The following is a 26,496-nucleotide window of genomic DNA, read 5'->3' on the forward strand; positions in this document are numbered from 1 at the left end:
ATCCGGACGGGGGCCGGCCGCCACCGTATAAACACCGTTCGAACACGGCACGTGAATTGGTATGCGTGCGTCCCGTCACTCATACGCCCATCGGGGGGAGCCGCTTCGGTCCGCGACGGATCGATCGGCGCAGGCTTCCCCGCTGGTGGACGGCGGTTCGACCTCGAAGAGCACGCGCCCGACACCGCCAATACGCGGCTTCCCGTCGCATCCCCCGCGATTTCACCCTTCCGACAGTGCACGACGAAATGCGACGAGGAGCAACCGGTTCGCTCCCGGGCGACGGACGAGCGCCGCCGACCGCGCTCGACACCGCCCGTAACGGAACTGATCGGTTCGCCTCGACGCAGTTCGCGGCGACCCACTTCGAGAACGTCGTCGAGACCAAGGGCTTCCCATCGCGACGGAGACGGCCGCGCCCGATTCCAATGATACAGCAACACAACTGCGACCGAACGAGTACGAGAGGGCACGAATGAGCGACCAGCACCCGGACGAGACGAACTCCGAGGAGAAATCCGGCGTCGCGGGCTACATGGCCCAGGCGAAGGAGATGGCCGAGTCCGCACAGGAGCGAGGCGAGACGACCCCGGACCACGGGTCCGACGAGGGGCACAGCGGTCCGTTCGCGCCGGCCGAGCACCTCGCGGAGTCGTTCGCGGCCAACTCCATGTCGGAGGGGCGCCTCTTCGACGTGGCGGACGCCGTCAGCGACTACCGGATGAACGACGTGGACGTGACCGACACCACCTGCGGCTACTGCGCCGTCGGCTGTCGGTTCGACGTGCTCTCGAAGGACGACGAGGTGTTGGGAATCCGGCCGAACGCCGAGAAAGCCCCCGTCAACGGTATCTCGACGTGCGTGAAGGGCAAGTTCAGCTACGGCTACGCCGACGACGAGGACCGCCTGACGACGCCGCTCATCAAAGAGGACGGCGAGTTCCGAGAGGCGTCGTGGGACGAGGCGCTGGACCGCGTCGCCGAGGAACTGCAGGAGACGAAAGACGAGTACGGCCCCGACGCCCTCGGACTCGTCTCCTCTTCGCGGACGTCGAACGAGGCGAACTACCTGATGCAGAAGCTGTCACGCCAGATTCTCAAGACCAACAACATCGACAACTGCAACCGCCTCTGTCACTCGCCGACCGTCGCGGGCCTCTCGCAGACGGTCGGGTACGGCGCCGGGTCGGTCGGCACGGAAGCCTTCAACGACACGGACTGCTATCTCATCACGGGGTCGAACACGACCGAGTCCCACCCCGTTCTCGCCACCGACATCAAGCAGAACCTCAAGGAGGGCGCCGAGGCGTACGTTTTCGACCCCCGGAAGGTGCAGATCGCCGAGCACGCGACGCAGTACGCCCGCGTCACGCCCGGTTACGACACGGTCTGGATCAACGGCATGATCCGTCACATCCTCGAGGAGGACCTGCAGGACGACGAGTTCGTCGAGAACCGGACCGTCGGCTTCGAGGAGGTGAAGGAGGGCGTCGAGAAGTTCACGCCCGAGTTCGTCGAAGAGCACGCGGGCGTCCCGCCGGAGCAGTTGAAGAACGCGGCCGAGGCCGTCGCCACGGCGGATAGCTGCATGTTCTGCTGGACGCTCGGGCTGACCGAGCACAGCCACGGGACGGAGAACGTCGTCTCGATGGCGAACCTCGCCTTGGTGACGGGCCACGTCGGCACCGAGAAGTCGGGGCTGGCGCCGTTCCGCGGGCAGAACAACGTGCAGGGCGGCGGCGGCGACATGGGCCCCGTCCCGGGGAACTTCCCCGGCTACCAGAAGGTGACCGACGACGACGTCCGCGAGAAGTTCGAGGACTACTACGGCGTCGACGACCTGCCGGACGAGGTGGGTCTGACCATCACCGAGCAGTTCCTCGCCGCCGACCGCGGCAACATCAAATCGATGTTCGTCGAGGGGGAGAATCCCGTCTACTCCGAACCGAACGTCGACCACGCCGAGGAGATTCTCGAGGACCTCGACTTCCTCGCCGTTCAGGACATCTTCCTGACGAAGACGGCCGAGTACGCCGACGTGGTGCTCCCGGCGACGGGTCACGTCGAGACGAACGGGACGTACACGGGGACGACCCGCCACGTCCAACTGGTCAAGCGCGCCGTCGACCCGCCGGGCGAGGCGAAGCCCGACTGGGTCATCACCCAGGAACTCGCCGAGCGCTTCGGGTTCGAGTGGGACTACGACTCGCCCAGCGACATCATGGACGAGATAAACGACCTCACGCCCATCTACGGCGGCGTCACGCACGAGCGACTCGAAGACGGCGAGGAGCTGCAGTGGCCCGTCTGGGACGAGGACCACCCGGGGACGCCGCACCTCTACGAAGAGCAGTTCAACACGGCCGACGGGAAGGCCCACATGTTCCCCACCGATATCTCCGGTCCCGCCGAACGCGACATGGACGACGGCGACTACCCGATCAAACTGACGACGGGGCGCGTCCTCTACCAGTACCACACGGGGACGATGACGAACCGCGAGGAGGGTATCCGCTCGTACACGGACGAGTTGTTCGTCGAAATCAACCCCGAGACGGCCGAATCGCTGGGCATCGCCGACGAGGACCCGGTTCGCATCTCCTCGCGCAAGGGCGAGATAGAGGCGATGGCGCAGGTGACAGACCGCATCGGGCCGGACGTGGTGTTCGTTCCGATGCACGTCCTCGGCGACGGCAGCGACGTCGTAAACGAACTGACGGACGAGAGCCACCTCGACGAGCAGGCGCACGTGCCGGAGTTCAAGGTGACCGACGTGAAGGTGGTGCCGCGGGACCGCCCCACGGCCGTCGACGACGACGCGAACACGTCGAGCCCCGAGAGCGCCGACGACTGACGCGGCAGTCGTCGAACGCCGTCACGACCGCAATCTGACAGACTCCGCGGTCGTCGTCGCAAACATCCGCCGCGCTCGCGCCCCTGCCGCCACTTTTAGCGAGCGCGCCGACGTCATTCCGGCATGGACGTACTCGTCACCGGCGGCGACGGATTCGTCGGCCGACATCTGTGCGCGGAACTGGTCGACCGCGGTCACGACGTGGAGTCGCTCTCCCGGACGCCCGACCCGTCGGTGCTCCCGGCGGAGGTCACGACGACGAGCGGGGACGTGCGGGAGTTCTCGTCCATCGAGGGCGCCTTCGAGGGGAAGGACGCCGTCGTCCATCTCGTCGCGCTCTCGCCGCTCTATCAGCACGGGATCAGTCAGGAAGAGGTCCACGCGGAGGGGACGGAGAACGCCGTCGAGGCCGCCGACGCCCGCGGCGTCGAGCGGTTCGTGCAGATGAGTTCGATCGGGACCCACCCGGACGGACGGACCTCCTACACGCACGCGAAGGGAATCGCGGAGTGGACCGTCTACCAGTCCGACCTCGATTGGGTCGTCTTCCGCCCGTCGATGATATTCGGCGACGGCGGCGAACTGGTCCCGTTCACCGAGCGGTTCACGACGCCCTACGTGACGGCGCTTCCGGAGGGCGGGCGGCCGCCCATGCAACCCATCTGGGTCGGAGACGTCGTCTCGATGCTCGCCGAGGGCGTCGAGGACGGCGCGCACGTCCGCTCGACGTACGAACTCGGCGGTCCCGAAGTGCTGACCGTCGCCGACGTCGCGAGAGAAATCTACCGAGCGAGGGGACAATCCCTGCGCGTGCTCCCGGTGCCGGTGGCGCTCGCGACGCTCGGATTGACCCTCGTCGACCCGCTCTCGGTCGTCCCCTTCGGCCGCGACCAAGCGCGACAGCTGAAGATGAATCTCGCGGTCGAGGGGAACGATATCGGCGCCTTCGGACGGGAGACCGGAGACCTCAGGACGCTCGGCTCGTACGTGCGGTCGGAGTGACGGTCGGTCCCCCTGAGAGCCGATAGACGACGGCCTCGTACGGCTCGAACCTCGCCCTGCGGGTCGGGTCGGCGGGTCCTCGCCGTTGCCGAGGACGACCGCCGCGTCGGCGGTATCCACGGCCGCGCGGCCGAACACCGACGCCGCGTTGGACCGGTCGAGAACCACCGGCACGGCCTCCTCGTCGAGCGTCCGGGTGGAGGTGGAGAACGACTCGTCGTCCGGAAGCAGAAGGTCGTACGCGCCGTAGACGAACACCCCCGCTTCGTGTCTCAGGTCGACCAGTCGCCGAGAGTAGTGCCAGCTGGAATCCTCCGTCGGCGCCTGCGAACGCCCGAGGGGAAACGGACTCGCCGAGACGGCCGCGACGACCGAGGAGACCGTCGGCGACGACTTCGGGGAGATTCGGCCGGTGCTCCGACTCCTCCACGACAACCGAGCGGACCTCCCGGACGGGTGGACCCGACCGCACGGTCTGCGTGCGAATCGCTCCGCTCGAACGCGCTCGCGGCTTCCAATCTCGTCATTCCGTCACGACCGCGAACGACCCGTCTCGACGGTGGAGAGACGCCGGCTCCTTCGAGACGCCGCGGGACGCCTCGCTGACCGAGTCGACCGAGACGCTCGACGCCTCGAAGACCGACGTCTCACGGAACCTCCGCTGCGGGGAGCGGTGAACTCTCGGCCGCCGGCCGGCGTTCCGTCCGCCCGGAGAGAAACTCCTTTCAGACTGTCGGATTCATCACCGACGAGCGGGAGACGAGAAACGCCCGCACGAAGTCGGTGACCGACCCGCCCCAATCGGACGAACCGGCCGAGTGACCGCCCATCCGAACACCGTTCTCCACGATGAGACCCATCCCCTCCGCAGACGACCTCCCGGCGTATCTCGCTCCGCTACCCGACCGAGTCGAGACGACGGCGCTCCGTCTCGCGTGGGTGCTCGTCGCCGTCAATCTCCTGGGTACCCTGTTCGGTTTCTGGTACTACCGATTTCAGCTCGCGAACAGTCGGCTCGTCATCTGGCCCGCGGTGCCCGACAGCCCGCTCGTGACGCTGTTCATGGTCGCGAGTCTGGTGTCGTGGACGGTCGGGCGGGACCGCGATTGGATTCACGCCCTGGCCTTCGTCGGCAACCTGAAGTACGGCTTCTGGGTCGTCGTCGTCCAACTCGCCATCAACGACGTCCTCGCCACCGGCGACCCGTACCACTGGTTCCTGCTCGTCAGCCACCTCGGGATGGGGCTGCAGGCGTTCGTCGTCTACCGGTACGCCGACTTTACCGTCCCGGCCGTCGCCGTCGCCGCGGGGTGGTTCACGTTCAACGACGTCGTCGACTACTTCGTCCCCCTCGTCGGGGACTACCACCACACCTACTTCGGGCCGAGACTGGTGAACGCCGGCGACCACGACGTCCTCGCGCACGATATCGCCGCGGCCGCGGCCGTCGGACTGACGCTACTCGGAACGTTCCTCGCACTCGCGATTCGCGTCCGACGGTTGGAGCACGAAACGTGACTCCTTCGATGCGGGAATCGGGCCCCGTACTCCCGGTTAGACCACGATACGAGTCTCCAGTCCGAGCCGAAAATCGCAAGACGCGTATGCTCCGCTTCGCACGTGTCCCGCGGGTGCAATCCGACTCAGACGGGGGAACGGTCGGTATGCGCGCTCTCCCGACCGGCCGATTCGCTTCCGCGCCTGTCTACTCCGAGAGCACCCGCCGGCGGCGACGTCCGCTGTCGTCCGCACGGCCCGTCCCCTCCGGATGAGCTACCTCAAAAAACCGAGAGACCGTCTCGCGGCGCGTTAGTCCAGTTTCGCGGTCGCCGACGTCGACCGGGTACCCTGCCCCGACGACCCCTCTACGAGTCCGGCGTCGCTCGCTGCGGACGGCGTTCCGCCGGAACCGGCGGTGGCGCCGACGTCGAACTCGTCGACGAGTTCCTGGAGCGACTGCGCGGACGCGGACACCGTCTGGACGTTCCGCGCGACTTCGTTGATCGACGCCGTCTGCTCCTCGGCGGCCGCGGACACGTTGCTCGTCTGCGACGTCATCTCCTCGCTCACGCTGGAGACTTCGTCGACCATCGACACCACTTCCTCCGTCGACGTCGCCTGACTCTCCGTCGAGTCGGAAATCTCGCGGACGCCGTACTCGGCTTTCTCGCTCGCCTCCGCGATGTCGTCGAACATCTCGATGGCGCCCTCGATGGTCTCCGTCCCCGACCGTACACGCTCGCGCATCGCCTGCATGTCCCCGACCGTCGCGCCGGTGTCCGCTTGGACCTCCGAGATGAGGTCCTCGACGTCCTCGGTGGCGTTCTCGACTTCATCCGCGAGGTCACCGATTTCGTTCGCGACGACCGCGAACCCCTTTCCGACTTCGCCGGCGCGCGCCGCTTCGATGGAGGCGTTCAGCGCCAGCAGGTTCGTCTGCTCGGTGATGTCCGTGATGAGTTGGACGATGTTGTTGATCTCCTCCATCCGCTCTTCGAGGCCCTCGACCTGTTCGACGGCCGCGACCGCCTCCGTCTCGATGGCCGAAATCTCCTCGGTCGCCGCGGCGGCCTGTTCTCGACCCTGCCCCGCGAGTGAGGACGCTTCGTCCGCCGTCCGGACGACGCCGTCGGCCGACGCCGCCACCTCTTCGATCGTCGCCGAGAGGTTGTTCATCTCGCTCGACGCCGACTGCAACTGCTCGGTCTGTTGTGCCGCGCCGTGCGCGATCTCCTCGACCGACTCCGCCGTCGCCTGACTCGCGGACTCGATCTCTTCGGCGCTCGACGCCGTCTCGTTGCTGATCTCCGCGAACTCGTCGGCGACGTCGTGGACCTCCACGAGGCTCTGACGTACGCGCTCGATGCCGTCTTCGAGGTCCGTCATGATGGCGCCGAACTCGCCGGGCAGGTCCGTCCGGACGTCTTGGTCGAGATTGCCCTCGCCGAGTTCCTGACTCACCGTACGGAGTTCGGTGACCTGCTGACGGAGGTTCTCCCGCATCGACTCGAACGCGACGACGAGTTCGCCGAGTTCGTCGTCGGTCGCCTCGATGGCGGTGGCCCGGTCGAATCGCCCGGCGGCGAGTTCGGTCGCCTGGTCGCGGAGTTTCACGATGGGTTCGGAGAAGTACCGCGCCCCGCGGTACCCCACGCCCGTCACGGCGATGCCGGCGATGAGGATGAGGCCGATGAAGACGTTCCGCGCGGAGTCCGTCCGCTGACTCAGCGACTGTCCGAGCGCCGCGGCGGGTGCGGTGACGTCCGCTTCGGGGACCGTCGCGACCAGCGACAGTTGCTTGCTTCCGAACTGCAGCGGTGCGTATCCGACGTAGTAGGTGTCCTCCGTCCCGTCCGAGGCGGCCGTCGTGTACGTGTCGAGGCCGCTCCCGCCCGCCGTGATGCTGTTCTGAGCGATGCTCGCCAGTCCGCCGGCGTCCGACTCGTCCGTGATACTGCTCCCGGCCTCGACGACCGAGGCGTTCGGATGGCTCAGCACGGTGCCCGCTTCGTTGACGATGCTGAGGTGGCCGGATTCGCCGACCGTCACGTCGTTCGTCAGCGCAGCGAGGATGCCGAAGTCGAACCGAAGCGCGACCGTCCCGGCGAACTGCCCGTTCTGGTAGACGGGCGACGCGAGATACACGACCTGGGTTCCGTCGCGGGTTGTGACGTCCCCGACGTACACCTCGCCCTCTTCGAGGTCTTTGCTCGCCGCGAACCACGCTTCGTCGGCGTACGAGCGGTCCGAGACGGAACGCGTCTCGACCGTCTCTCCGGTTCGGGTCGTTTCGACGACGCCCTGTCCGGTTTCGGTCGTCAGGATAATTTCGTCGTACGCGCGCCGTTCCTCGCCGTTCACCGACACCGACCGCGTCAGGAGGTAGCTCTCGAAGGAGTCCTCGATGCGGTCCTTCGCGCTCTCCTGAGCGGTCGTCTGGAGTTCGTAGTAGTACACGCTCGGTGCGAGCACCCAGTCGAAGTCCTCGTAGTAGGTGTACGCGACGAACTTCTCCTCGACCGGATTGCCCGCCTGGGTTGTGTCCTCCCAGTCGTACTCGACGATGCCCCACGTCTCGCCGTTCCGAATCGCCCCCTCCTCTTCGACGAAGGCCTTCACGTCTTCGAAGACCGTCAAGTCGGCGTCGTCGACGAGGTTGAACCCGTCGGCGAGGCTGTGGTGCATGATTACGGTGGAGTCCTCGTCGACGACGTACGCGTAGCCCGTGTTCCCGATGTATCCGGGCTGGAACATGTCGGTCGCGGACCCCGAGGCGGTCGTGCCGTCCCCGTCCGTGCCCACGAGGATTCGTTCGACGCTGTTCTCGACTCGCCGTTGCTCGGTCGCCGACAAGTCTTCCCACGCCCGCCCGTCGTACTCGTTTTCGAGAATCGTCCGCTTCGCCGTCTCGACCGTGCTCCGCATCTGCAACGCCGTGTGGCCGAGTTGCTCTTGGCTCTGCCGCTGGACGAGTTTCCACTGGCCGCTTCTGGCCGCCTGGTAGTTCTGAACCGGGGAGGACGCCGCGAGCGACCGCCCGTCGACCCGGCGTGCGTCGAGGACGTTTTGGATGCCCTCCTGCCGGGCGGAGACGGTGTTGTTCAGTTCGCCCGTGACCTGCCGTTCCATGTGCACCGCGCTCTGCGTCTCGGCGGCCGACCCGATCCGCTGCATCTCGACGACCCCGACGGCCCCCACGGTCGAAACGGGAATGAGCGAGATTGCGAGACACAGTGCGATGAGTTTGCGATTGATGTTCATAGGTAGTGTGCGGAGACCCTCCCCCCATGCGGTCCCGTCCGGACTCGGTCGTACTCGCGCACCCCACTGCGGGAGATACCTCACCTCGGTTCGGAGAGTCGGGTCATCACTACCTCTTTCGACAGAAATTCCGAATATAAAGACTCGTCCCCGAGTATCTCTTCTGATACCGACAGTCTGTCGCTACTAGCCGATTCTGCGTCGTCACGGAGACCGGACGAACCCGACTGTCTCGGCGGTTCGTGGGAGAGAACTGAACAGACGGCTTCTCACCGACGTCGGGGGAGCGGTCTCAGATTCGATAGACAACGGCCTCGTACGGCCCGAACCGCGCGCCCTGCGGGTCCGTCGGTGGGTCCGCGCCGTTACCGACGACGACAGTCGCGTCGGTCACCCGAGCGGCGGAGTCGCCGGTCCGCGGGCCGGCGGCCACGTCACCGACGTACGCGCTTCGAGAATTGTATACTAATCAATCGTTGAAATTACGCCCAACCGCTGAAATTTTTTATCCGACAGGCAGGTGAGGTGATGCCATGCCGCGAGATACCTCAGACCAGTCACCTCCGTCCGATTCGCCCGCTTCGTCCGACTCCTCCGATTCGCCCGATTCGTCGGACCCGCTCCTCGAACGGCGCGAGTTCGTCGCCGGTGCGGCGGCCGTCGGCGGACTGACGTCGATGGTGTCGGGCGTGGCGGCCGACCCGATAGAGAGCACAGAAGAGGGAGACCGGGCGGGCGTTCAGTCGCTCTCGTCGCCCGGCGGCGACGTCGAGGTGACGTTCGAGGTGGTCGAGGGGACGCCGACGTACGCCGTCGCCTACGGCGGCGAGGCGGTGGTCGAACGGTCGACGCTCGGACTCGCCTTCCGGGACGACGCCGCCCTCGACGGGTCCTTCGAGGTGACGGGCGCGGAGCGTCGGAGCGCCGACGAGACGTGGACCCCCGTCTGGGGGGCGAGTGAGTCGATTCAGAACGCCTACGAGGAACTGGCCGTCGGCCTCCGAGAGACCGAGGGGCTAAAGCGCTCGCTCAATCTGCTCTTCCGCGCCTACGACGACGGCGCCGCGTTCCGCTACGTCCTGCCCGAACAGGAGAACCTCGGGTCGTTCGTCCTCACCGACGAGCGGACGGAGTTCGCGTTCGCCGACGACTACACCTCGTGGTGGATTCCGGACGACTGGGAGAACTACGAGTACCTCTACGAGGAGACGCCGCTGAGCGAAATCGAGCCGACGCCCGAGGAGGGGTCGGAAGCGGACGGCGCGAGCACGCCGCTGACGATGCGCGCCGGCGACGACGCCTACCTGAGCGTCCACGAGGCGGCGCTGACCGACTACGCGGGCATGACGCTCACCCGCGCCGACGACGAGCCGGCGACGTTCGAGAGCACGCTCGTCCCGTGGCCCGACGGCGAGTCGAAGGTGAAGGCCGAGGCGCCGCACGTCTCGCCGTGGCGGACGTTCACGCTCGGGTCGGACCCGGGGGCGCTCGTCGAGTCGGACCTACTCGTCAACCTGAACGAACCCAACGAGTTGGAGGAGACCGACTGGATAGAGCCGCAGAAGTACATGGGTATCTGGTGGGAGATTCACGTCGGCAAGTCGCGGTGGGCGCCCGGCCCGGACGTGGGGGCGACCACGGAAAACGCCAAGCGCTACATCGACTTCGCCAGCGAGCACGGAATCGCCTCGCTGCTCGTGGAGGGATGGAACGTCGGCTGGGAGGGCGGGTTCGACTCCTGGAGCAACGCGCCCTACGAGTTCTCCTTCACCGAGTCGACCGAACACTACGACCTGGCGGAGGTCGCCGAGTACGGGCAGTCGAAGGACCCGAGCGTGAACGTCGTCGCGCACAACGAGACGGGCGGCGGCGTGAGCAACTACGAGGACCAACTGGAGGAGGCGTTCTCGCTGTACGAGGACCTCGGCATCCACGCCATCAAGACGGGCTACGTCAGCGAGGAGGGACTGGACATCGACGGCGAGACGTACCACCACCACGGCCAGCGGATGGTGAACCACTACCGCCACGTGACGAAAAAGGCGGCCGAGCATGAGATCATGCTCAACGTCCACGAACCCATCAAGCCGACCGGCGTGCGGCGGACCTACCCCAACCTCATGACCCGCGAGGGCGTCAGCGGGCTGGAGTACGAGAACTTCCGTCCGGAGGGGAACCCGCCGTCGCACACGCTCACGCTCCCGTTCACGCGGATGGTGGCCGGACCGCTGGACTACACGCCCGGCGCGTTCGACATCCTGTACGAGGAGTACGGCACCACCCGCGTCCACTCCACCGTCGCGCGCCAACTCGCGCTCTACCCGATGCTGTTCAGCGGTCTCCAGATGGTCGCGGACCTGCCGGAGAACTACGACGACCTGGACGTCTTCGAGTTCGTCGAACAGGTGCCGGCGGCGTGGGACGAGACGGCCGTCGGCGACGCCGAAATCGGCGACTACGCCACCGTCGCCCGCCGGAAGGGCGAGGAGTGGTTCGTCGGCACCGGGACGGACGACACCGCGCGAACGCTGCCCGTCTCGCTGGACTTCCTCGAAGACGGCCGCGAGTACGTCGCGGAGGTGTACGCCGACGGCCCGGAGGCCGACTACGAGTCGAACCCCGAGGAAGTGGCGCGGTACGAGTTCCTCGTCTCCGCCGACGATACACTCCACGCGTCGATGGTCGCCGGCGGCGGGCAGGCCGTCCGCCTCCGCCCGCCCGAGGGCGGCGAGCAGTCCGAACTCCCGGCGTACGAACCGCCCGCCTACGAGTACGACACGCCCGTCGTCCCCGCGGAGACGATGGCCGGCGAACCGTTCACCGTCTTCGTCGAGGCGAGCAACGCGGGCGGCATCGTCGGCGGCGAGCGGATGACCCTGCACGTCGACGGCGAGACGGTCGGGGAGACGTTCGTCCGCGTCGGTCCCGGCGAGGAGACGCAGGTCGAGTTCCCCCTCCGCCTCTCGGAGGCGGGCGACCACGAGGTGACGATGGAGGCGTCCGACGGCGACGCCTCGTTCTCGAAGACGGTGACGGTCACGGAGCAGTCCGCGGAGTTCCGGATGTTCTCCTACGAGGGCTTCGAAGTGCCCGAGGAGACGACGGTCGGAAAGCAGGTTGAGATTCCGGTGACGGTGACCAACACCGGCGACGAGGAGAGCCTGCAGGTGGTCAAACTCACCGTCGACGACGACGTCGTCCAGACCAAGGGCGTCGACCTCCAACCCGGCGGCTCGACGGACCTGACGTTCCTGCACACGTTCGACTCGCCCGGCGAGTACGAGGTGGCCGTCGAGGACCTCGACCCGCGGACGGTGACGGTGAACGTGTTCTGAGGGTCGTCGCCGCTTCCCTTCTCTCCGTTTCTCTCCTCTCCCTCTGTCCCTCCCGTCGGCTACAGCCGATGCCCGCAGGCGCAGTTGCCGATGCAGTAGGTCGTCTCGACCGACGTCCAGATACCCAACTGCGCCATCGCGGCCCCCAGCGCCGCCGTCGAATCCGGCCGGGGGCGCGCCAGCGCCGCAGTCGCGCCGTAGGGCTTCGCACCCACCGCGATGCGCTCGACGATTTCGCCCCGAGCGTGGTCGATAACGGCCACCTCGTCGTTCGTCTGCACCGGGACGTACAGTTTCGCGTGCGCGGGGTCCCACGTTCCGACGAACGCCGACCCGCCGAGGTCGAGTCGACCGGTCACCTCGCCGGCGACGAGGTCCACGACGGTCGCGTCGTCGGACCCCGGGGTGAACACGTAGCCCGTCTCCGAGTCCGGGCCGATTTCGCTCGTCAGCGGTCGCCGTCCGAGGCCCTTCTCGCCCGTCAGCCTGACCCGCTCTTCGGGATTCGCGGGGTCCGAGAGGTCCCAGAGACTCTCCGTCCCCGTCTCACCCTCGTTGTGCTCGACGAGCAACGTCTCTCCGTCCGGCGAGACGGTGCCCATCCAAGGGCGCGCCGGACCGGCGCCGACCGGTTCCACGTCGACCTGCGTCTCGATTTCGAAGGGGTCGATTCGGAGGACGGTCAGCGTGTCGCCGAAGAGGTCCGGCACGTACGCGAACTCGCCGTCGGGGTGAATCGTCACGTCGCACGGCCCCGGCCCCGCCTGGCCGCCCGTCGTCTCCTCGCCCGTCCGGTCGATGTCGCCGGTCACCTCGCCGAACCCCTCGGAGGCGGGGTCGGCGTCGATGCGGAACTGTCGGTGTGCGGGTTCGCGCGCGCTGACGACGACGTGTTTCCCGTTCGGCGTCCGTTCGAGCCAGTTCGCCCCCGACTCCGTTTCCACCGCGGCGGTTTCGGCGAGCGACCCCACCGAGAGCGCGCGGACGCCGCGGCCGACGTTCAGCCACAGCGAATCCTCGGGTGCGGTCGTCAGCCGCGGGTTGTACTGGTTCGATGGAAACGACGAGGAGAGACCGAGCGCCCGCGTCCCGACGACTTCGTCCGACTCCGCGTCGACGACGCTCACGGTCCCGTCGCCCGTGTTGAACACGAACACCGTCGGTCGCTCCGAGGCGGGAGTCGGCGCGTCGCCGGGGTCCGTCTCCGTTGCGGTGCCCCCGCCGTCTGCGCCTTCACTTCCGCCTTCGCTTTCGTTCCCGCTCCCGCCCTCACCGCCGCCGGCGCACCCGGCCGTCGCCGCCGCGCCCGCGGCCGCGCTACCGACCAGCATTCGCCGCCGGGAGACGCCCCTCGCCGTCTCCGAGCGGTCCCGGTTCGGGTAGAGGAAGGGGTCGTCCTTCGAGTTCGTCACGTTCGAACGTTCGCGGCGACGGCAATAAGCGGTGCAGCCTCTCGCATCCGATACGGTTCGGAGACGACCCGAGTACTCGACACTGGACCGACAGGCCGATGAGCGGGCGGTCGCCTCACTCCGCCGTGGACGACCGTCCGATGCGCGCGCGCCTCGCATCCGCCGCGGTGCTGGGAGTCGGTCTCCTCGCGGTGGCGTGTGCGAACCTCTTTTCCGCTCGTCGGGGTCGCCGTCTGGGAGTGGGACCTCTCGTCGCTCTTGGTGCTGTACTGGGTCGAGGCGTTCGTGACCGTCCTCGTCGCCGCGGCGAAGGCGCTCCTCGCCGAACGCGGGTCGCCCTCCCTCGCGAGCGGACCCGAACCCCTCCACGAACTGCGCGAGAAACGGGGCGGCTGGCGGATTCGGCCGGGGTGGCCGCCGGTCTACCCGCGAAACGTTCCCGTCGCCGCGTCGATTCTCGGTTTCTGGGTCGTGTTTGTCCTCCCGATGAGCCTACTTCTCTGGCCCTCCTCGGTCGAGTCGGTCCCGTCCGCCGGACTGGCCGCGGGTGGCGGCGAGAACGTCGAGTGGAGCACTTCTCTAACCGCCCGACGCGGACCTCGCTCTTTTTATACGATGGTGACCGAACAGAGGACGAGAGAGAAACCCTCCCCGAACCCCCCCCATCCCCCCATCCGTGGTTTACTCTCTCACTCCCCCACTCACCGTTTTTGTCGGACTCCTACCGGGCAGTCCTCGATATCGCCGCTCTGATTCGGGCGTCTCAGGCGCTGAAGGACTGATTTGGCACGTCGGATGCTCTCTGCTCCGGGCCGCCCCCGCGGCGGCCGATTCGCCGGCGACCGTCAGTCGCTCGCCTCGGACGCGCTCCGCTCGTTTTCGATCCGCCGCGCCGCCGCGAGGATGGCGTCGTCGTCGACGTGTTCGAGGAGTCGCTTGTGTCCCCGCCGGGTCCGTTGGCCGACCTCATCGTCGGTGAGGTAGGTCTCGAACCGGCGGTCTATCTCCCGTTCGCGCATCTCGACCAGTCGCTCCTCGTCCAACCCGTGGTCGTCGGGCAAGCGGTCGTGGATGTACTCCCGCCACCGGTCCCGGTCGGCCCACTCCTCGGTGAGGTCCCGCTCTCGTCGCATCCAGTCGTAGTGGTCCGCCAACGCCTCGGGGACCCCCCGTTCGCGTCGCGCGTCTTCGACGACCGTGATGCCGACCCGCGCGCCGCGACCGGCGGCCATGCTCGCCTGATAGCCCGTCTCGTACGGCGTGGCGACGTACAACCCGCCGACCGGCGTCGTTCCGTCTTCGTCGGCGTAGGTCTTATCGAAGTGTTCGCGCACCTCGCCGTCGTGCTCGTGCGTTTCGAACATCGCGTCCTCGTCGTCCAACCCGCGCATGTACTCCCCGTCGTAGCGCGTGGCGGCCACGACTCGGCGCGCGGTCACCGTTCGGCCCTCCTGGGTCTCGACGACAAAGCCGCGGTGGTCGCCGCCCGCTTCACCGCCGATTTCGGCTTCGTCGGCCTCGTCCCCGATTCCGGCGTCGAGCGGTTCGACCGACTCCACGAGGTCCACGACCACCTCGCAGCCCGCTTTCTCGGCGTGGTCGTGCATCAGGTCGTACAGCGTCTCCACATCGATGCCGGCGGGGAACCCGAGGTAGTTCTCCAAGAACGCGCACCGCTGGATGGAGGAGCGTCCCCGGTCGAACACGACCGTATCGAGGCCGTAGCGGGCGGTGAACACGCCGGTCGAACAGCCGGCCGGACCGCCGCCGACGATGACCACGTCGCGGTCGAACTCGGTTCGCTCCGGCGGCGCCTCCGTCGCGCTCATCTCAGCACGCCTCCTGCGACGACGTCCGCGACGCGCCCGCAATCGAACCGTCACTCCTTCCATCTCTCGAGGTACGGCTCCCGGCCGACTCGCCGGTATCGCTGCTATCCCAACACCCAGCAAGCGATCCGTCGCCGCCGATCGCATCGGACTTCACGTACTCGCGCTGCGCTGCTATTCTGACTCGCGGTGAACCGTGCGCCATAATTTTAGGCCAACCTAAACGTACAAAGGCGTTTCTGTTATTCGGTCGGCGGAGGCGCCGGGATGTGAGCATCCGGCGGCGCTCGCCGGCGTCCGCGCCGAACTACGTGCCCGACTCGACGACGACACGCCGTTCGTTCGCGGCCGCGCCGCCGAGGCGTTCGGGGTGTCGATTCGAGGCGCTATCGGGGAGACGTCGTTTCCCGACGCGAGGGTCGGGGAACTCGCCGACGACGAGGCGTCGTTCGTCGCGGAGCGGGTCCGATTCGCGCTGCAGGCGCTGGACACCCGAGAAGATTCGGTTACAACTCCCGCCGCGGTCGGTACCGTCGAGGGGATTCGGCGGACGACCGACGCCGCCGCCGCGGAGATTCGGTCTCCCGATAGCGACGGCGAGTGCCCGCACTGCGGGCTCGCACTCCCCGAGAACGGGCCACCGATGTGTCCGCGTTGCGGCGCGCCGTACTGATGCAGTGAGCTTCGGAGTTCGAGCGCTCGGCGTTCAGGACTCATCCAGTAGTTCCAGCGTCTTCGGGTCCGGTTCGCCGCCGTAGTAGCGCTCCAGCGCCGTCCTGAACGGCGCCGGGTCGTCCGCGACGGCGTCGAACAGCGTCATCGACGACCGGAACTTCAGGTCGTCGGGCGACCCGAATATCTCGTTCGCCGAGCGCCCCTCGACGGCGTTCACGATGGCCGTGCACTCGCGCAGTCGCGGCCCCAGCGTCGGATGTGCGAGGTAGGCGTCCGCTTCGTCGTACGAGGCGATGGCGTACCGCCGTGTCATCTGACTCCGACCGAGCCCCTCCATCTGCGGGAAGACGTACCACATCCAGTGGGTGCGCTTGCGGCCCGCCCGCAGTTCTTCTTTGACGTCGTCTATCACGGATTCTTGCGCCTCGACGAATCGCCGGAGGTTCCACGGGTCGTCCGTCATCGCGTCTCGTCGGTCACGTTCTCGGGGGTGACGTTTCAACCTTGTTCGAGGCTGAAACCGGTTCGGTCGGCGGCGCTTCGGGGTTCATAGTCGTGGACGTCGGTGCGAGGAGATAGCACGTACGACGGATATCCGAAGTCACAGTTAGTGCTGATTTGTGATGGCGGTGCTGAATAGCGGGTGCGAATCGGTCGTGGGGTCGGCATCCAGTACGAGAGAACCGAATCGCTCAGAACAGATCCTCTATCACGGTAGAAGATGGGGGGCCGCCCCACCGAGGCACGGGTGGGTTGCATCTCCCACTCGAACGTCACCTCGACGAAGCATTAAGCCACAGATTCACCCGGTTACTCACTCGTGAGGATATGAGTGACAACCAAGGACCGACAACCTTCGATTCGCAGGCGTCGCTCAGCAGTTCGTCCAGTAGGTGCGAACGACTCGAGGATTTCAAGAGCCGATTTGGTTAGTAGTGTCTCCTGTCCGCTGTCGCGTCGACTCCTCAATCGTTTTCCGTAGCGGGCGTCTCGGAGATGTATGCTACGCCGTCGCAAGTTCCTCCAATCCGGTTCGCTAGCCCTCGCTGCGACCGCAGGCTGTACGGTTCCCGACTTCGGGGGTGGCTCGGGGAGAGGCGCCGATACGCAAGCCGGTGTCATCTGGGACCGACGGTACAGCGGGAACCGCGCCGTTAGGTTTCTCGATATCGTCTCCGTCTCGACGGGTGGATTCCTCCTCGTCGGATTCACCACTTCGAATCTCCAGACGCCGGACTGCGGATTCGCTCTCCGAACGGATGACGAGGGCACAGAACAGTGGCGACACACCGTCTCAGAAACGACGGCACTCCTCGCCGCGATAGAAGGAACAGACGAAGAGTTCGTCGCTGCCACCTATCGCGCGACTGGGAGCGGCGGCACTGGTGACAGCGGCGCAGTCGCGCTAAACGACGACGGCACCGAACGCTGGCGGACCTCGCTCAGCGAGTCGGGACAGAGTCAGTTGGGGACCGTCGCGCAGGTTCCGGATGGGAGGTATGCGCTCGGCGGTGTCGACCGCAGTCGTGGATGGCTGGTGCGACTCGAGTCCGACGGATCGATCAGGACGACCCGACGACCGGTGCTCGAGTCGGTTCCGCTCAGCAACGTCATCGATCTTCAGGGCAGCGCTTCGGGGCTGACCGTACTCGCTTCCGGTGGTGACGCGGGAACCGGCGACGAATGGGGTGTTCTGTTCCGGTTAGCTTCGGCTGGCTCGATGGCGTGGGGACGTCGATACGACCAGCAGTTCAGCCAGGCCGCGGTAACCGACGACGGGTACGCACTCTTGGGGCGGGAGAATCGACCCAGCTTCGACCCGGACGTGTTCTTGCCTCCCCGGCCGCAGATCGTCGTTGTCGACAGAGGTGGGTCGGTCACTGACAGCCGGGCGTACGGGTCGTCGGGTGAGGCCCACTGGTTCATCGAAGAGGCGTTGCTTCCGACGCCCGATGGCGGGTTCGTTATCGGTGGCCGATACGAACCCTGGGAAGAGCTGGGGACGCGTCGTGGTTCACTGATACTGCGGACGCATCCCAGTGCCGACTCGGTCGCGTGGGCACGGCTCCACGACGAGGGCGAACGAGTGTGGGCACTCGCTCGTGCGGGCACCCACGACGTGTTCACCGATACGGTCGACGACCAGAGACGAGCGAGACTGGTCCGATTCGACCAGCCGCAGCGGTCGAACGTCGACCTCCAAGCGACGACCGTTTCAGGGCCGACGAGCGAGCCGCTGTGACCTCGGAAGACGGTCACGATTGGAGAGCTGTGAACGGACCGACGACTCGAAGTACGTTAGCGTTCGCTCGTCTCACTCACCGCGGACGGACGCCTGCGCTTTACCCTCCACCCGTGTCCACTCGTAGCGCCGCATCAACCCCCGTACAGCCGTCTCCGAGAGTGACCACGCCTCGCCGACCGGCTTGCCGTTCTCGAGGTTCCGGCCGTCGTACGTTCGATCACTGCCCGCCCGTGTGACGAGCATCGGTTCGCGATAGTCGATCCGGATGGTCTCGCCGGGTTCGATCGGGGCATCCTCGGGGGTGTCGGCGTCGTCGGCTCGGAGGTCCTGTAGCTGCGGGTATGCGGGCTTGATTTGATCGACGATATCGGGGTCACCGCTCATCTGCGTTCGCTCGCGTCCGTCGCGTTGCCCGTACGGATTCGCGAGTCCTCTGAGAATCCATCCATATTACTCATCTCCATGACTCACACACATCTGACCTGCTCTTGGCTATGGTATCACTTACCGCCCGTCGGTGACGCTTAATCTCTCGTTGAACCCCACATCGTCCACGCGTGTCGTGGTACCCCCGCGTGTTGCGATTCGATACCTCGAAGCCGGCGACGTGACGGGAACGGTCGTCATCGACTCGACCTAACGACTCGTCGATTCCTTCGCCTCCGTCTATCGCTCTCGCACGACCGTTCGGGTCCGCTCGGCGTCGAGTCCGAACAGGAGGCCGGCGAGAAACAGGAGTTCGTTGCCCAGATAGTACTGCTGAATCACGTAGTCGACGAGGCCGATGTCTGGCACGGCCACGCCGAAGACGACCAACAGGAGCGCGATAACCGCCGCGAGGCCGGCAATCGCTCGGACGACGACGCCCGAGATAAGCCCGACGACGAACACCACGACCGCCGCGAGGAGACTCATCGCCCACCGACCGGTGACGTCTGACTGTCGCGCGCCTCCACCGAAGCCGGTTCGTCAGCACTCACACCGGCGGTCGCGTCGAACGCGGGTCCGAACTCGGAACGTAGCATTTTGGGTCTCTCTGTGAACTAAACGGCGTCGCCCCGGTTAACGCTGCGGAACCGTCCGTCGGACGGTTCAGACCGCGCGCACGATTACGGTCGCGTTCGTCCGCTCCTCGGCGGAGACGACCGAGAGGTCGAACGCCGCGGCGACGACGACGGTGTCGTTGCCTCGTTGCTGGACGACGACGCCGTCGTCGGCGCGACACGGCCCGAACGCGCGTCCCCGCCCGCCGGGACAGTTCTCGGCGGCCCAGACCTCGGCCGCGCCGGCGTCGTACGAGACGAGAAGCGACTGCCCCCTGTCGGTGGCGGTGCGTTCCACTCGCGCGATGTCTTCCACGAGTTCAGTCCGCACTTCGTCGACCGCGGCGGTCCGGTTCCGCCACCGGTGCTCGCCGTCGACGCCGGTCGCCGCGCCGGTGAACGCCGTCGAGAGCGTGCGTCCGACCCCGTCAACGTCGGCGGCCGGTCGCGTTCCATCGCCGGGCGCGTACCCCAGTTGCGCGTACGCGAACGCCATCGGCACGAGCGCGACGGCGACGACGACGGCCGCGAGGAGGACGACCTGCCCCCGGTCGCGGCTCACACGTACCACACCCACAGCGTCGCCGTACAGCCGTCGGTCGTCACCCAAGCCCGACCGGTCGGGACGCCGGTCGGACGCGGGGGTCCGACGGGCCCGTACGGGGTTTCCAGTCGGTACGAGAGCGGGGCCGGAAGTATCGCGTCGAGCCGCGAGTTGAGGGCGTCAGCCTCGGCGACGAACGACGACGGCGACTCGCAGGCGGCAGCGAGGCGGTCGGCGCCGTCGCCCTCGGGCGCCTCGGCGACGAGAATCGCCAGCGCGTCCGACGCGGTCCGGTCGAGTGCTCGCCGGTCGCCCGTCTCGACGGGTGCGAGCGCGAATCCGGCGACGACGGCGAGGACGAACAGGAGACCGACCGTCACCTCGACCATCGGCGTGGCGAGTTGCGCTCGGTCCGTAGAGAGCCCGCCGTTCCCGGACCGACCCCGGTTCCGATTTCGGTTCCGGGACCGTCGGCGTTCAGTCACCGACGGTCACCGCCAGCGGTTCCACCGTCGCGTCCACTTCGGTCCAGCGCACCGTCACCTCACCCTCGATATCCCCCGCGTCGTCTTCGAGCTCGAACGACACCGTCGGCGGGGCGACCCGCGTCGCGCGGAACTCGTAGTCGCCCGAGAGCCCGTTCGGGTCCCGTAGGACGAGGCGGTCGTTCGCGCTGACGGCCGTGACTGCCGTCCCGTTTCGGGTTACGATGGAGAGTCCGACCGAAGGCGTGCGGTCCGGGAGCGCCACGCGCCGCCGGACGGAGAGGTTCACCGTTGTCGTTCGCGCCGCGGTGCGTTCGACGCGGACGAGGCGGCGGACCCGAACCCCGTCGGGGTCGCCGCGTTCGACGAGCACCTCGTCGCCCAAACGGACGCGAACCGCGCGGCCGCGAACCGACGGCGCGAAGCGGTCCGCGTCGGCGGCGGTCAGCGAGCGAATCGCCGTTTCCGAGACGACGTTCGGCCGCCCGGCGTGCGGCGCGTCGGCCGCGACCAGTCGGCCCGCCAGCGCCTCCGCGGCGTGCCTCGCACCGGGATCGGTGTCGGCGCCCGCGAGTGCGACGTTCGCGAGGAGAACGCTCCCGACCGTCGCCGTCGTCAGGAGGACGAGCGCGGCGGCGAGACTCAGGAGGTTCGCCTGCCCCCGACCGGATTCGCTCGTCACGACCGCCCCCCGTCGCGGCCGTCCGAATCTCCGCGCCCGTTCTCCAGCGACACCGAGACGCGCTCGGAACCGCCGCGGACGACGACCCACGAGTCGCTCGCGCTCTCCCACGTTCCGGTCACGTTCGCCCCCCGCGTCGGGAACGAGAGGCGAACCCGACCGCCGACGCCGACGTCGGGGTGGTCGAGGACCAGTGCGGTGGCGTTCGCCTCCGGGTCCGAAGCGGCGCGTATCCGGTAGGGGTCCCCCCGGAGCGTCGCCGGAAGCGAGACGGCGACGCGGCGTTCGATGCGCCCCGGACGTTCGGGGACGGCGCGTTCGACGCGTTCGGCGCCTCCGACGAGGGCGCGGTCGCCGGCTTCGGCCGCCGCGGTGGTCCGGTACTCAGGGACGATACCGCCGTAGAACGACGCGCTCAGGACGGCGACGAACAGCACGACGACGCCGAGTTCGAGCGACTTCCCGACGACCGGCGAGAGGGCCCGTTCGGTCCGGAGTCGGCCGGGTCGGCGGAGGGCCCTACCGCGGCGTCTCACGCTCCCACCTCCATCTCGAGGCGGAGGTCGTGCACGACGAGGTGGACGGTCCGTTCGCCGGGGAAGGCGGCGACGACGCTGGGGACGCCGTCGCCGTCGAAATCGCGACGTACGGTCGTCGTCCCCCGCCGTCGGAACTCGCGTTCCCACGCGGCGGGTGCGGTCGTCTCGACGGCCACGCGGTACCGGTCCGCCGGCAGGATCCGTCGCTCGTGCGTCGGTGCGGTCCGAAGCGTCACCGGGAGCGCCGCCCCGCGCGCCGACACGGCGTCGGTCCCGGAGGCGTTCAACGCGGGGACGCCGACGTACAGCGTCCCGTCCGCGGCCGCGACGCTCGGCGGCGCCGACATCGAACTCCCGCCGCTCCGACCGCCCGGACCGGAGGTTACCGCACCCGCGACGGCGCTGACGCGCCTGCCCCTCGACTCGTACACCACCGCCCCGGCGTTCACCGACCAGACGACGCCGGAGTCGCCCAAGACGCGAACGGTCCTGTCGGCCGTTCGGAGCGTGCCGTCGGCGAGTCTCACCGTCGTCTCCGTTTCTGTGACGGTGCCCGTATCGAGGGCGTCGTCGATACCGTCGGCGACCCGAGCGGTCGCGGCCGCCGTCGCCCCCTCCTCGACGACCGCGCCCGCCGCGGCGGTGAGGACGCCGATACCGACGACGGTGATACCGAGGAGGACGGCGACGCCGACGACGGCCGACTGTGCCCGGTCCCCGTTTCCTCGACTACGCGTCATATCGACCCCGCCCCCGCGAAGACGAGATAGCAGACGGCGACCAGCAGTCCGGAGTGCAACAGCGCCTCGTACCGGCCCCTGCTGGCCGTGCCGGCGAACCACCCCGAGGCGAGCATCGTCGCCTGCGTCGTCACGTACAGTCGGTGGCGGTCCCGCGCGAGGTCGATGGCGTTCGGGTCGATGGCGACGCTGTCGAGGTTTGCCATCGACGACAACTGCGCGAACCCGTCGAACACGTGCGACCCCGTCGCCACCGTGATGCCGACGACCAGCAGGGCCGTCGTCCACCCGACGGCGACGTAGACGATCATCCCCGAGCGCAGGGCTTTTCGGGCGTGATAGAGTCTCCCTATCTCGGACTGCAGCATCTCGAACACCGTCCCCGTGTCGCTGCCGGCGTCGAGGGCGCCGATGACGAGGCCGATGGTCTGCTCGGCCATCGGCGTCCCGACGCGTTCGACGAACCGGTCCAAGGCCGCGGTCCGTAGGTCCTCGTCGGTCCCCGTGTTCGGCGACGTGAGGCGGAGGGTGAGCGCCAGGTCGGCCACGTCGGCGGAGAGCGGTCCCAAATCGACGTTCCGGGCGACGAGTTCGACGGCCGCCGGGAACGGTCGACCGAGGCTGACGTGCCCGGAGATGGCGTGGACGAAGTCCTTCAACTCCCTGTCCTTCGCGTCGTCGACCCGCGCTCGGCGGACGGCGACGGCGCCGACGGGGACGGCGTAGACGACGTACCCCGCGAGGACGATGCCGACGGCGTCCGCGCCAGCGACGACCGCCAGGAGGCCGGCGGCGACCCCGAAGGGGACGAAGGCGAGCGTCGCGCTGGCCGGGTTGGTCGTCGCCGTCGAGAGCATCCCGAGCGTCGTGTCCGGGCGGGCGTAGCCGACCCGCTGGTCCGGCGGCCGAATCGAGGCGACGAGCGCCGACGCTCCCGCCCCGACGACGAGGATGAACGCGCCGTTGCCGTAGACGACGAGACCGCGGAGCGTCGTCGTCCCCGCCGGCGTCGTCACCGTCGCCGACAGTCCGGGCGTGATGACGCTCATCACGGTCAGCGTGATGACGAACAGGGCGGGCAGGACGAGGAGGACGATGAATATCTCGGCGAGGAGTTCGAGAAAGCCCTCCGCCTGCTGACGGGCGCGGTCCTCCCGGTGGCCGAGCATTCGGCTCTCCATGCGGAGGTAGTTCCGGAGGGCGTCCGAACCCTGGTCGGCGTGCTCGCCGAACTTGAGCAGAAAGGGGGCGAGCGTGTTCTGCGCCGGGGTGTCGCGGGCGACGCGCCGGAGGCCGGCGTTGACGTTGCCGGTCATCGCGGCGGTGTTCAGCGCCTTTCGGCACGAGACGGCCGTCTCGCCGTACGCCCGCGTGTCGGCGACGCGGCGGAGCATCGCCCGCCGGCCGTCGCTCCCGGAGGCGAGGACGTGCAGGTAGCGGACGGCGCCGGGGAGCGTCCGGTCGATGTTCGACCGCCGAGCGGCGGCGGCCCACCGAAGGTACCGTCCGCCGAGAAGGACGACGGCGCGCTTGGCGACGAGACCGACCGCACACGCCGCGAAGACGCCGAGGACGACCGGCGGGACGCGTGGAACCGGAAGCGCGGCGACCGGCGGAACGAGCGCTTCAGCGAACGCGACCCACCCGTCCAGCGTCCGCCGCGGGAGGGCGAGGACGACGACGAGAAACGGAACCGCGGCGGCGAGCGTCGCCAGCCACGAGAGGCCGTACACCCGCGCGAGGAACAGGTCGAACCCCACGCGCAGGTCGGTGCCGCGATAGTCGCGGCGGTGACGTTCGTGTCGGGGGGCGTCGGCGTGGCGGGCGAACAGAGCGTACAGCGTGCGGTCGAAGACCGACAGCGAGTCGTCGCGCGCGGCGGTCGACGGAGCGGCCGTCTCGGTCATCGATCCGCTCCCCTCGTTCCGGCTTCGGCCGGTTCGTTCGTTCCGCTCGATTCGGGTTTCTCGTCCGCTCTCTCCGCTCCGCTCTCGGCCATTTTCCGGCGGACGCGTTCGACCGTCGCCGCCTCGTCGGTTCGGAGATCGGACAGAAAGCCGAACACGCGGTCGCAGTCGGAGACGTTCTCGCGGACGAGATACTCCACGTACCCCCGTTTCCGCAGGAACTCGGCTTCGACCGCTTCCACCTCTCTGTCGGTCGCGGCGGCGACGCGGTGGAACACGCGGTGCGAGAGGCGGCGGTGCTCGTCGCCGAGTCGCGGGTGGTCGTGCGCGACGGCGAACGACCCGTCGGTCTCTCGCCACAGCACGGTGTTCCAGTAGAGCGTCTGGCCGGCTTTCTCGATGGACCCCTTCCGCGCGGTCGGCGGAAGCGCGTCGTATCCCGCCTCGTCGACGAGTTCGACGACTTCGCCGACGTAGCGCTTCCCGTCCACGCGGTGCGGGAAGACAACGAGGTCCAACTCCCGCAGGAGGTACGCCGGGAGACCCTGTTCGACGACGCGGTTGACGAGCGTCTCCACGTTCTCGGCGTGCGTCGTCCCGACGACGCCGTGACCGGTGTTCAGTACCTCGGCGAAGGTCTCGAACGACGCGGGCGTGTTCACCTCGGCGATGACCTCCACGTCGGGGTTCAGGTAGTTGGCCTCGGTCATCAGGTCGGCCATCGAGACCCGCTTGAACTCCGATTCGTGCTCTCGGGTCGTCAGCGAGATACCCGTCTCGTGGGGGAGACGGACCTCTCGCGCCCCCTCGTCGATGCTCACCGGGCGGTGGTCGTAGGGGATGAACGGCATATGTGCGTTCATGAGCGTCGTCTTCCCGACCCCCGTCGGTCCGGAGAACAGCACGACGCGGCGGTGCTCGTACAGCATCCACAGCAGGGCGACCAACTCGACGGGCAGGGCGTCGAGGTGGACGAGGTCGACCGGCGTCATCGGGTCGGCGGCCTGTTTGCGGATAGAGACGTGCGGGCCGTCCGCGGAGATGACCGGCAGGGCGACGGCGCAGCGAATCGTCTCTTCGACCCCCTCAGGTCGGAGATTCACCTTTGCCGAGGGGCGAGAGGCGTTCAACTCCACGCCGTCGGCGGCCGCCAGTTGGGTGACGACGTTGACGAAACTCGTCTCGTCCTCGAAGGCGAGGTTCGTCGGGACGCGGCCGCCGCCGATGGCCGCGTCGTCGACGGCGTCGGCGCGCGGGATGACCTTCACGCGTTCGCCGACGCGGTTCGCCTCGACGTCCTCGAGGTCGGGGTCGCGGATGGGAATGGAGAGGACGCCCTCGCCGACGTAGTCGCGGAGGACGTAGTAGACGAGGTCCTCCAACCGGTCCTCGGCGAACCGGCGGTCCACCGGCGGGAGGACGAGGCCGTACTCCGAGAGCGCCGAGCGAACCCGGTACTCGGTCGCCTCGACCCACGCGCGCGTGTTTCGCGCCGTCAGCCGCCGCGAGAGGAACTGTCGGGCGCGTTCACGGACGAACCCGCGCCGGTCCTCGACCACCTCGCCGGCGTTGGCCTCCCAGATGCGCTCTTTGCATTCGGCGATGAGTTCCTCGTCGCCGGGGAGCAGGTCGGGTTCGAGGACGGCGTACTTCGTCGTGAAGCGGTCGTCGCCGAGGAGGTGGTCGCGATGGAGGACCACGTCGACGTCGAACCCGCAGAACGGGACGGTGTAGTGGCGGAGTCGTTCGCCCGCGACCCGGTCTGCGAACTCGGCGTCCGTTCGATAGGTCGTCGTCGCGGGGGCGTAGTTCTCGGTGTGAACGACGAGCGTTCCGTCCGCGCCGTCTTGGCTCACGTCGACCACCTCGACGCGGCCGTCCAGCGCCAACGGCGTCATCTCGCCCAGGAGACGCAACTCGCAGAGCGCGTAGTACTCGATGCGCCGCCGGGCGGCGGGCGACACGTCGAGCAGACGGTCGAACACGCGCCGGTACTTCGGGGGGACGCCCGCCTCGGCGCGTTCGGCGGTACCCTCGCGTGTCAGCGGCCGGCGGCGGCTGACGACCGAAAAGTGGTCTTCGACGGTCCGCAGGGCGGACTCCTCGCGCGGACCCAACCCGGGTTCGGACACCTCGTAGCGAAACCCGACGTCGCCGTCGTCGCGGACGGTCACGACGACTCCCGGCACCACCTCGTACTGCGTTCGGACGTCCGCGGCGTACCACGCCTCGCCGTGGTCGGGGGGAAGCGGCGGCGGCACGTCTCCGACCGTCACCCGGTTCGGTTTCGCGTCGTTCTCCGCCGGACCGTTCATCGACCCTCTCCGACTCGGGCAGTAGACGTCATCGAAGTATCGTTGCTAGATTTCAGTATATATAATTTGATAATCGACATTGGGATCGGAAATCATTTCGAAGTGAAGCTCTTAGAGTACTCGTAAGC

Annotated in this window: 22 protein-coding genes; 7 read left to right on the forward strand and 15 right to left on the reverse strand. The window is 67.8% G+C overall.

Features of this window, described 5'->3' with window-relative positions; genetic code table 11:
- Positions 1 to 475: 475 nt before the first annotated feature.
- Positions 476 to 2,854, forward strand: coding sequence for a formate dehydrogenase subunit alpha (fdhF, locus tag NDI76_RS03950; protein WP_310922712.1), 2,379 nt, complete (start codon positions 476 to 478; stop codon positions 2,852 to 2,854).
- A gap of 123 nt (positions 2,855 to 2,977) precedes the next feature.
- Positions 2,978 to 3,856, forward strand: coding sequence for an NAD(P)H-binding protein (locus NDI76_RS03955; protein WP_310922713.1), 879 nt, complete (start codon positions 2,978 to 2,980; stop codon positions 3,854 to 3,856).
- Positions 3,857 to 4,581: 725 nt separating this feature from the next.
- On the opposite strand, the gene NDI76_RS03960 is transcribed toward NDI76_RS03955, so the two are convergent.
- The gene (locus tag NDI76_RS03960) at positions 4,582 to 4,716 is read right to left on the reverse strand and encodes a hypothetical protein (RefSeq protein WP_310922714.1); all 135 of its coding nucleotides are present in this window, start codon (positions 4,714 to 4,716) and stop codon (positions 4,582 to 4,584) included.
- On the opposite strand from NDI76_RS03960, the gene NDI76_RS03965 reads away from it, so the two are divergent.
- Positions 4,706 to 5,374, forward strand: a complete 669-nt coding sequence (locus NDI76_RS03965; protein WP_310922715.1) for a DUF1405 domain-containing protein — start codon at positions 4,706 to 4,708, stop codon at positions 5,372 to 5,374. The genes NDI76_RS03960 and NDI76_RS03965 overlap by 11 nt on opposite strands.
- 291 nt (positions 5,375 to 5,665) lie before the next feature.
- Here NDI76_RS03965 and NDI76_RS03970 read toward each other — a convergent pair whose 3' ends face one another.
- Both NDI76_RS03970 and NDI76_RS03975 read right to left on the reverse strand, forming a co-directional pair.
- Positions 5,666 to 8,617 (reverse strand): methyl-accepting chemotaxis protein, encoded by a 2,952-nt coding sequence (locus NDI76_RS03970; protein WP_310922716.1) that lies wholly within the window; start codon positions 8,615 to 8,617, stop codon positions 5,666 to 5,668.
- A gap of 292 nt (positions 8,618 to 8,909) precedes the next feature.
- Positions 8,910 to 9,050 (reverse strand): hypothetical protein, encoded by a 141-nt coding sequence (locus tag NDI76_RS03975; RefSeq protein WP_310922717.1) that lies wholly within the window; start codon positions 9,048 to 9,050, stop codon positions 8,910 to 8,912.
- 100 nt (positions 9,051 to 9,150) lie between these two features.
- Between NDI76_RS03975 and NDI76_RS03980 the strand changes: the two genes are divergently transcribed.
- Positions 9,151 to 11,952, forward strand: coding sequence for a glycoside hydrolase family 97 N-terminal domain-containing protein (locus NDI76_RS03980; protein ID WP_310922718.1), 2,802 nt, complete (start codon positions 9,151 to 9,153; stop codon positions 11,950 to 11,952).
- Positions 11,953 to 12,011: 59 nt separating this feature from the next.
- Here NDI76_RS03980 and NDI76_RS03985 read toward each other — a convergent pair whose 3' ends face one another.
- A complete protein-coding gene (locus NDI76_RS03985) occupies positions 12,012 to 13,364 on the reverse strand; it encodes a hypothetical protein (RefSeq protein ID WP_310922719.1) in 1,353 nt (450 codons plus the stop codon).
- A 198-nt stretch (positions 13,365 to 13,562) separates the two neighbouring features.
- On the opposite strand from NDI76_RS03985, the gene NDI76_RS03990 reads away from it, so the two are divergent.
- Positions 13,563 to 14,117: a DUF6498-containing protein gene (locus NDI76_RS03990; protein ID WP_310922720.1), complete on the forward strand. Its 555-nt coding sequence runs from the start codon at positions 13,563 to 13,565 to the stop codon at positions 14,115 to 14,117.
- Between the two features lie 92 nt (positions 14,118 to 14,209).
- Here the strand turns inward: NDI76_RS03990 and NDI76_RS03995 are convergent, their stop codons facing one another.
- On the reverse strand, positions 14,210 to 15,193 hold the full coding sequence (locus NDI76_RS03995) for an NAD(P)/FAD-dependent oxidoreductase (protein ID WP_310922721.1): 984 nt from the start codon (positions 15,191 to 15,193) through the stop codon (positions 14,210 to 14,212).
- A gap of 370 nt (positions 15,194 to 15,563) precedes the next feature.
- Here NDI76_RS03995 and NDI76_RS04000 point away from each other — a divergent pair, with 370 nt between their 5' ends.
- Entirely contained in the window at positions 15,564 to 15,866 is a 303-nt protein-coding gene (locus tag NDI76_RS04000; protein WP_310922722.1) for a hypothetical protein, read from the forward strand.
- Between the two features lie 33 nt (positions 15,867 to 15,899).
- Here the strand turns inward: NDI76_RS04000 and NDI76_RS04005 are convergent, their stop codons facing one another.
- The gene (locus tag NDI76_RS04005; RefSeq protein WP_310922723.1) at positions 15,900 to 16,331 is read right to left on the reverse strand and encodes a DUF1810 domain-containing protein; all 432 of its coding nucleotides are present in this window, start codon (positions 16,329 to 16,331) and stop codon (positions 15,900 to 15,902) included.
- Positions 16,332 to 16,868: 537 nt separating this feature from the next.
- Here NDI76_RS04005 and NDI76_RS04010 point away from each other — a divergent pair.
- A complete protein-coding gene (locus NDI76_RS04010) occupies positions 16,869 to 18,110 on the forward strand; it encodes a hypothetical protein (RefSeq protein ID WP_310922724.1) in 1,242 nt (413 codons plus the stop codon).
- 72 nt (positions 18,111 to 18,182) lie between these two features.
- On the opposite strand, the gene NDI76_RS04015 is transcribed toward NDI76_RS04010, so the two are convergent.
- From NDI76_RS04015 to NDI76_RS04055, 9 genes are all read right to left on the reverse strand, one after another.
- On the reverse strand, positions 18,183 to 18,497 hold the full coding sequence (locus tag NDI76_RS04015; protein ID WP_310922725.1) for a hypothetical protein: 315 nt from the start codon (positions 18,495 to 18,497) through the stop codon (positions 18,183 to 18,185).
- A gap of 282 nt (positions 18,498 to 18,779) precedes the next feature.
- Positions 18,780 to 19,028, reverse strand: coding sequence for a hypothetical protein (locus NDI76_RS04020; RefSeq protein ID WP_310922726.1), 249 nt, complete (start codon positions 19,026 to 19,028; stop codon positions 18,780 to 18,782).
- 177 nt (positions 19,029 to 19,205) lie between these two features.
- Positions 19,206 to 19,718, reverse strand: a complete 513-nt coding sequence (locus tag NDI76_RS04025; RefSeq protein ID WP_310922727.1) for a DUF7261 family protein — start codon at positions 19,716 to 19,718, stop codon at positions 19,206 to 19,208.
- Positions 19,715 to 20,185 carry a DUF7262 family protein gene (locus NDI76_RS04030; RefSeq protein ID WP_310922728.1) on the reverse strand — a complete coding sequence of 157 codons (471 nt, stop codon included), beginning with the start codon at positions 20,183 to 20,185 and terminating at the stop codon, positions 19,715 to 19,717. Before NDI76_RS04030 ends, NDI76_RS04025 begins: the two co-directional genes overlap by 4 nt.
- Entirely contained in the window at positions 20,178 to 20,867 is a 690-nt protein-coding gene (locus NDI76_RS04035) for a DUF7263 family protein (protein WP_310922729.1), read from the reverse strand. Before NDI76_RS04035 ends, NDI76_RS04030 begins: the two co-directional genes overlap by 8 nt.
- Positions 20,864 to 21,403 carry a DUF7266 family protein gene (locus NDI76_RS04040; RefSeq protein WP_310922730.1) on the reverse strand — a complete coding sequence of 180 codons (540 nt, stop codon included), beginning with the start codon at positions 21,401 to 21,403 and terminating at the stop codon, positions 20,864 to 20,866. The genes NDI76_RS04035 and NDI76_RS04040 overlap by 4 nt, the downstream gene beginning before the upstream one ends.
- Positions 21,400 to 22,146, reverse strand: a complete 747-nt coding sequence (locus NDI76_RS04045) for a DUF7289 family protein (RefSeq protein ID WP_310922731.1) — start codon at positions 22,144 to 22,146, stop codon at positions 21,400 to 21,402. Before NDI76_RS04045 ends, NDI76_RS04040 begins: the two co-directional genes overlap by 4 nt.
- Positions 22,143 to 24,053 carry a type II secretion system F family protein gene (locus NDI76_RS04050; protein WP_310922732.1) on the reverse strand — a complete coding sequence of 637 codons (1,911 nt, stop codon included), beginning with the start codon at positions 24,051 to 24,053 and terminating at the stop codon, positions 22,143 to 22,145. Before NDI76_RS04050 ends, NDI76_RS04045 begins: the two co-directional genes overlap by 4 nt.
- Positions 24,050 to 26,368: a type II/IV secretion system ATPase subunit gene (locus NDI76_RS04055; protein ID WP_310922733.1), complete on the reverse strand. Its 2,319-nt coding sequence runs from the start codon at positions 26,366 to 26,368 to the stop codon at positions 24,050 to 24,052. The genes NDI76_RS04050 and NDI76_RS04055 overlap by 4 nt, the downstream gene beginning before the upstream one ends.
- Positions 26,369 to 26,496: the final 128 nt, after the last annotated feature.

Source organism: Halogeometricum sp. S1BR25-6, assembly GCF_031624495.1.
Taxonomy (GTDB): domain Archaea; phylum Halobacteriota; class Halobacteria; order Halobacteriales; family Haloferacaceae; genus Halogeometricum; species Halogeometricum salsisoli.

What these genes read in the sequence shown, in the direction of transcription:
- NDI76_RS04010 (WP_310922724.1), top strand. Translation starts at nt 16,869, where the DNA reads ATGCTACGCCGTCGCAAGTTCCTCCAATCCGGTTCGCTAGCCCTCGCT.
- NDI76_RS03980 (WP_310922718.1), top strand. Translation starts at nt 9,151, where the DNA reads ATGCCGCGAGATACCTCAGACCAGTCACCTCCGTCCGATTCGCCCGCT.
- NDI76_RS03955 (WP_310922713.1), top strand. Translation starts at nt 2,978, where the DNA reads ATGGACGTACTCGTCACCGGCGGCGACGGATTCGTCGGCCGACATCTG.
- NDI76_RS04055 (WP_310922733.1), bottom strand. Translation starts at nt 26,368, where the DNA reads ATGAACGGTCCGGCGGAGAACGACGCGAAACCGAACCGGGTGACGGTC.
- NDI76_RS03960 (WP_310922714.1), bottom strand. Translation starts at nt 4,716, where the DNA reads ATGGGTCTCATCGTGGAGAACGGTGTTCGGATGGGCGGTCACTCGGCC.
- NDI76_RS04020 (WP_310922726.1), bottom strand. Translation starts at nt 19,028, where the DNA reads ATGAGTCTCCTCGCGGCGGTCGTGGTGTTCGTCGTCGGGCTTATCTCG.
- NDI76_RS04015 (WP_310922725.1), bottom strand. Translation starts at nt 18,497, where the DNA reads ATGAGCGGTGACCCCGATATCGTCGATCAAATCAAGCCCGCATACCCG.
- NDI76_RS03965 (WP_310922715.1), top strand. Translation starts at nt 4,706, where the DNA reads ATGAGACCCATCCCCTCCGCAGACGACCTCCCGGCGTATCTCGCTCCG.
- NDI76_RS04045 (WP_310922731.1), bottom strand. Translation starts at nt 22,146, where the DNA reads ATGACGCGTAGTCGAGGAAACGGGGACCGGGCACAGTCGGCCGTCGTC.
- NDI76_RS03995 (WP_310922721.1), bottom strand. Translation starts at nt 15,193, where the DNA reads ATGAGCGCGACGGAGGCGCCGCCGGAGCGAACCGAGTTCGACCGCGAC.
- NDI76_RS03970 (WP_310922716.1), bottom strand. Translation starts at nt 8,617, where the DNA reads ATGAACATCAATCGCAAACTCATCGCACTGTGTCTCGCAATCTCGCTC.
- NDI76_RS04050 (WP_310922732.1), bottom strand. Translation starts at nt 24,053, where the DNA reads ATGACCGAGACGGCCGCTCCGTCGACCGCCGCGCGCGACGACTCGCTG.
- fdhF (WP_310922712.1), top strand. Translation starts at nt 476, where the DNA reads ATGAGCGACCAGCACCCGGACGAGACGAACTCCGAGGAGAAATCCGGC.
- NDI76_RS04005 (WP_310922723.1), bottom strand. Translation starts at nt 16,331, where the DNA reads ATGACGGACGACCCGTGGAACCTCCGGCGATTCGTCGAGGCGCAAGAA.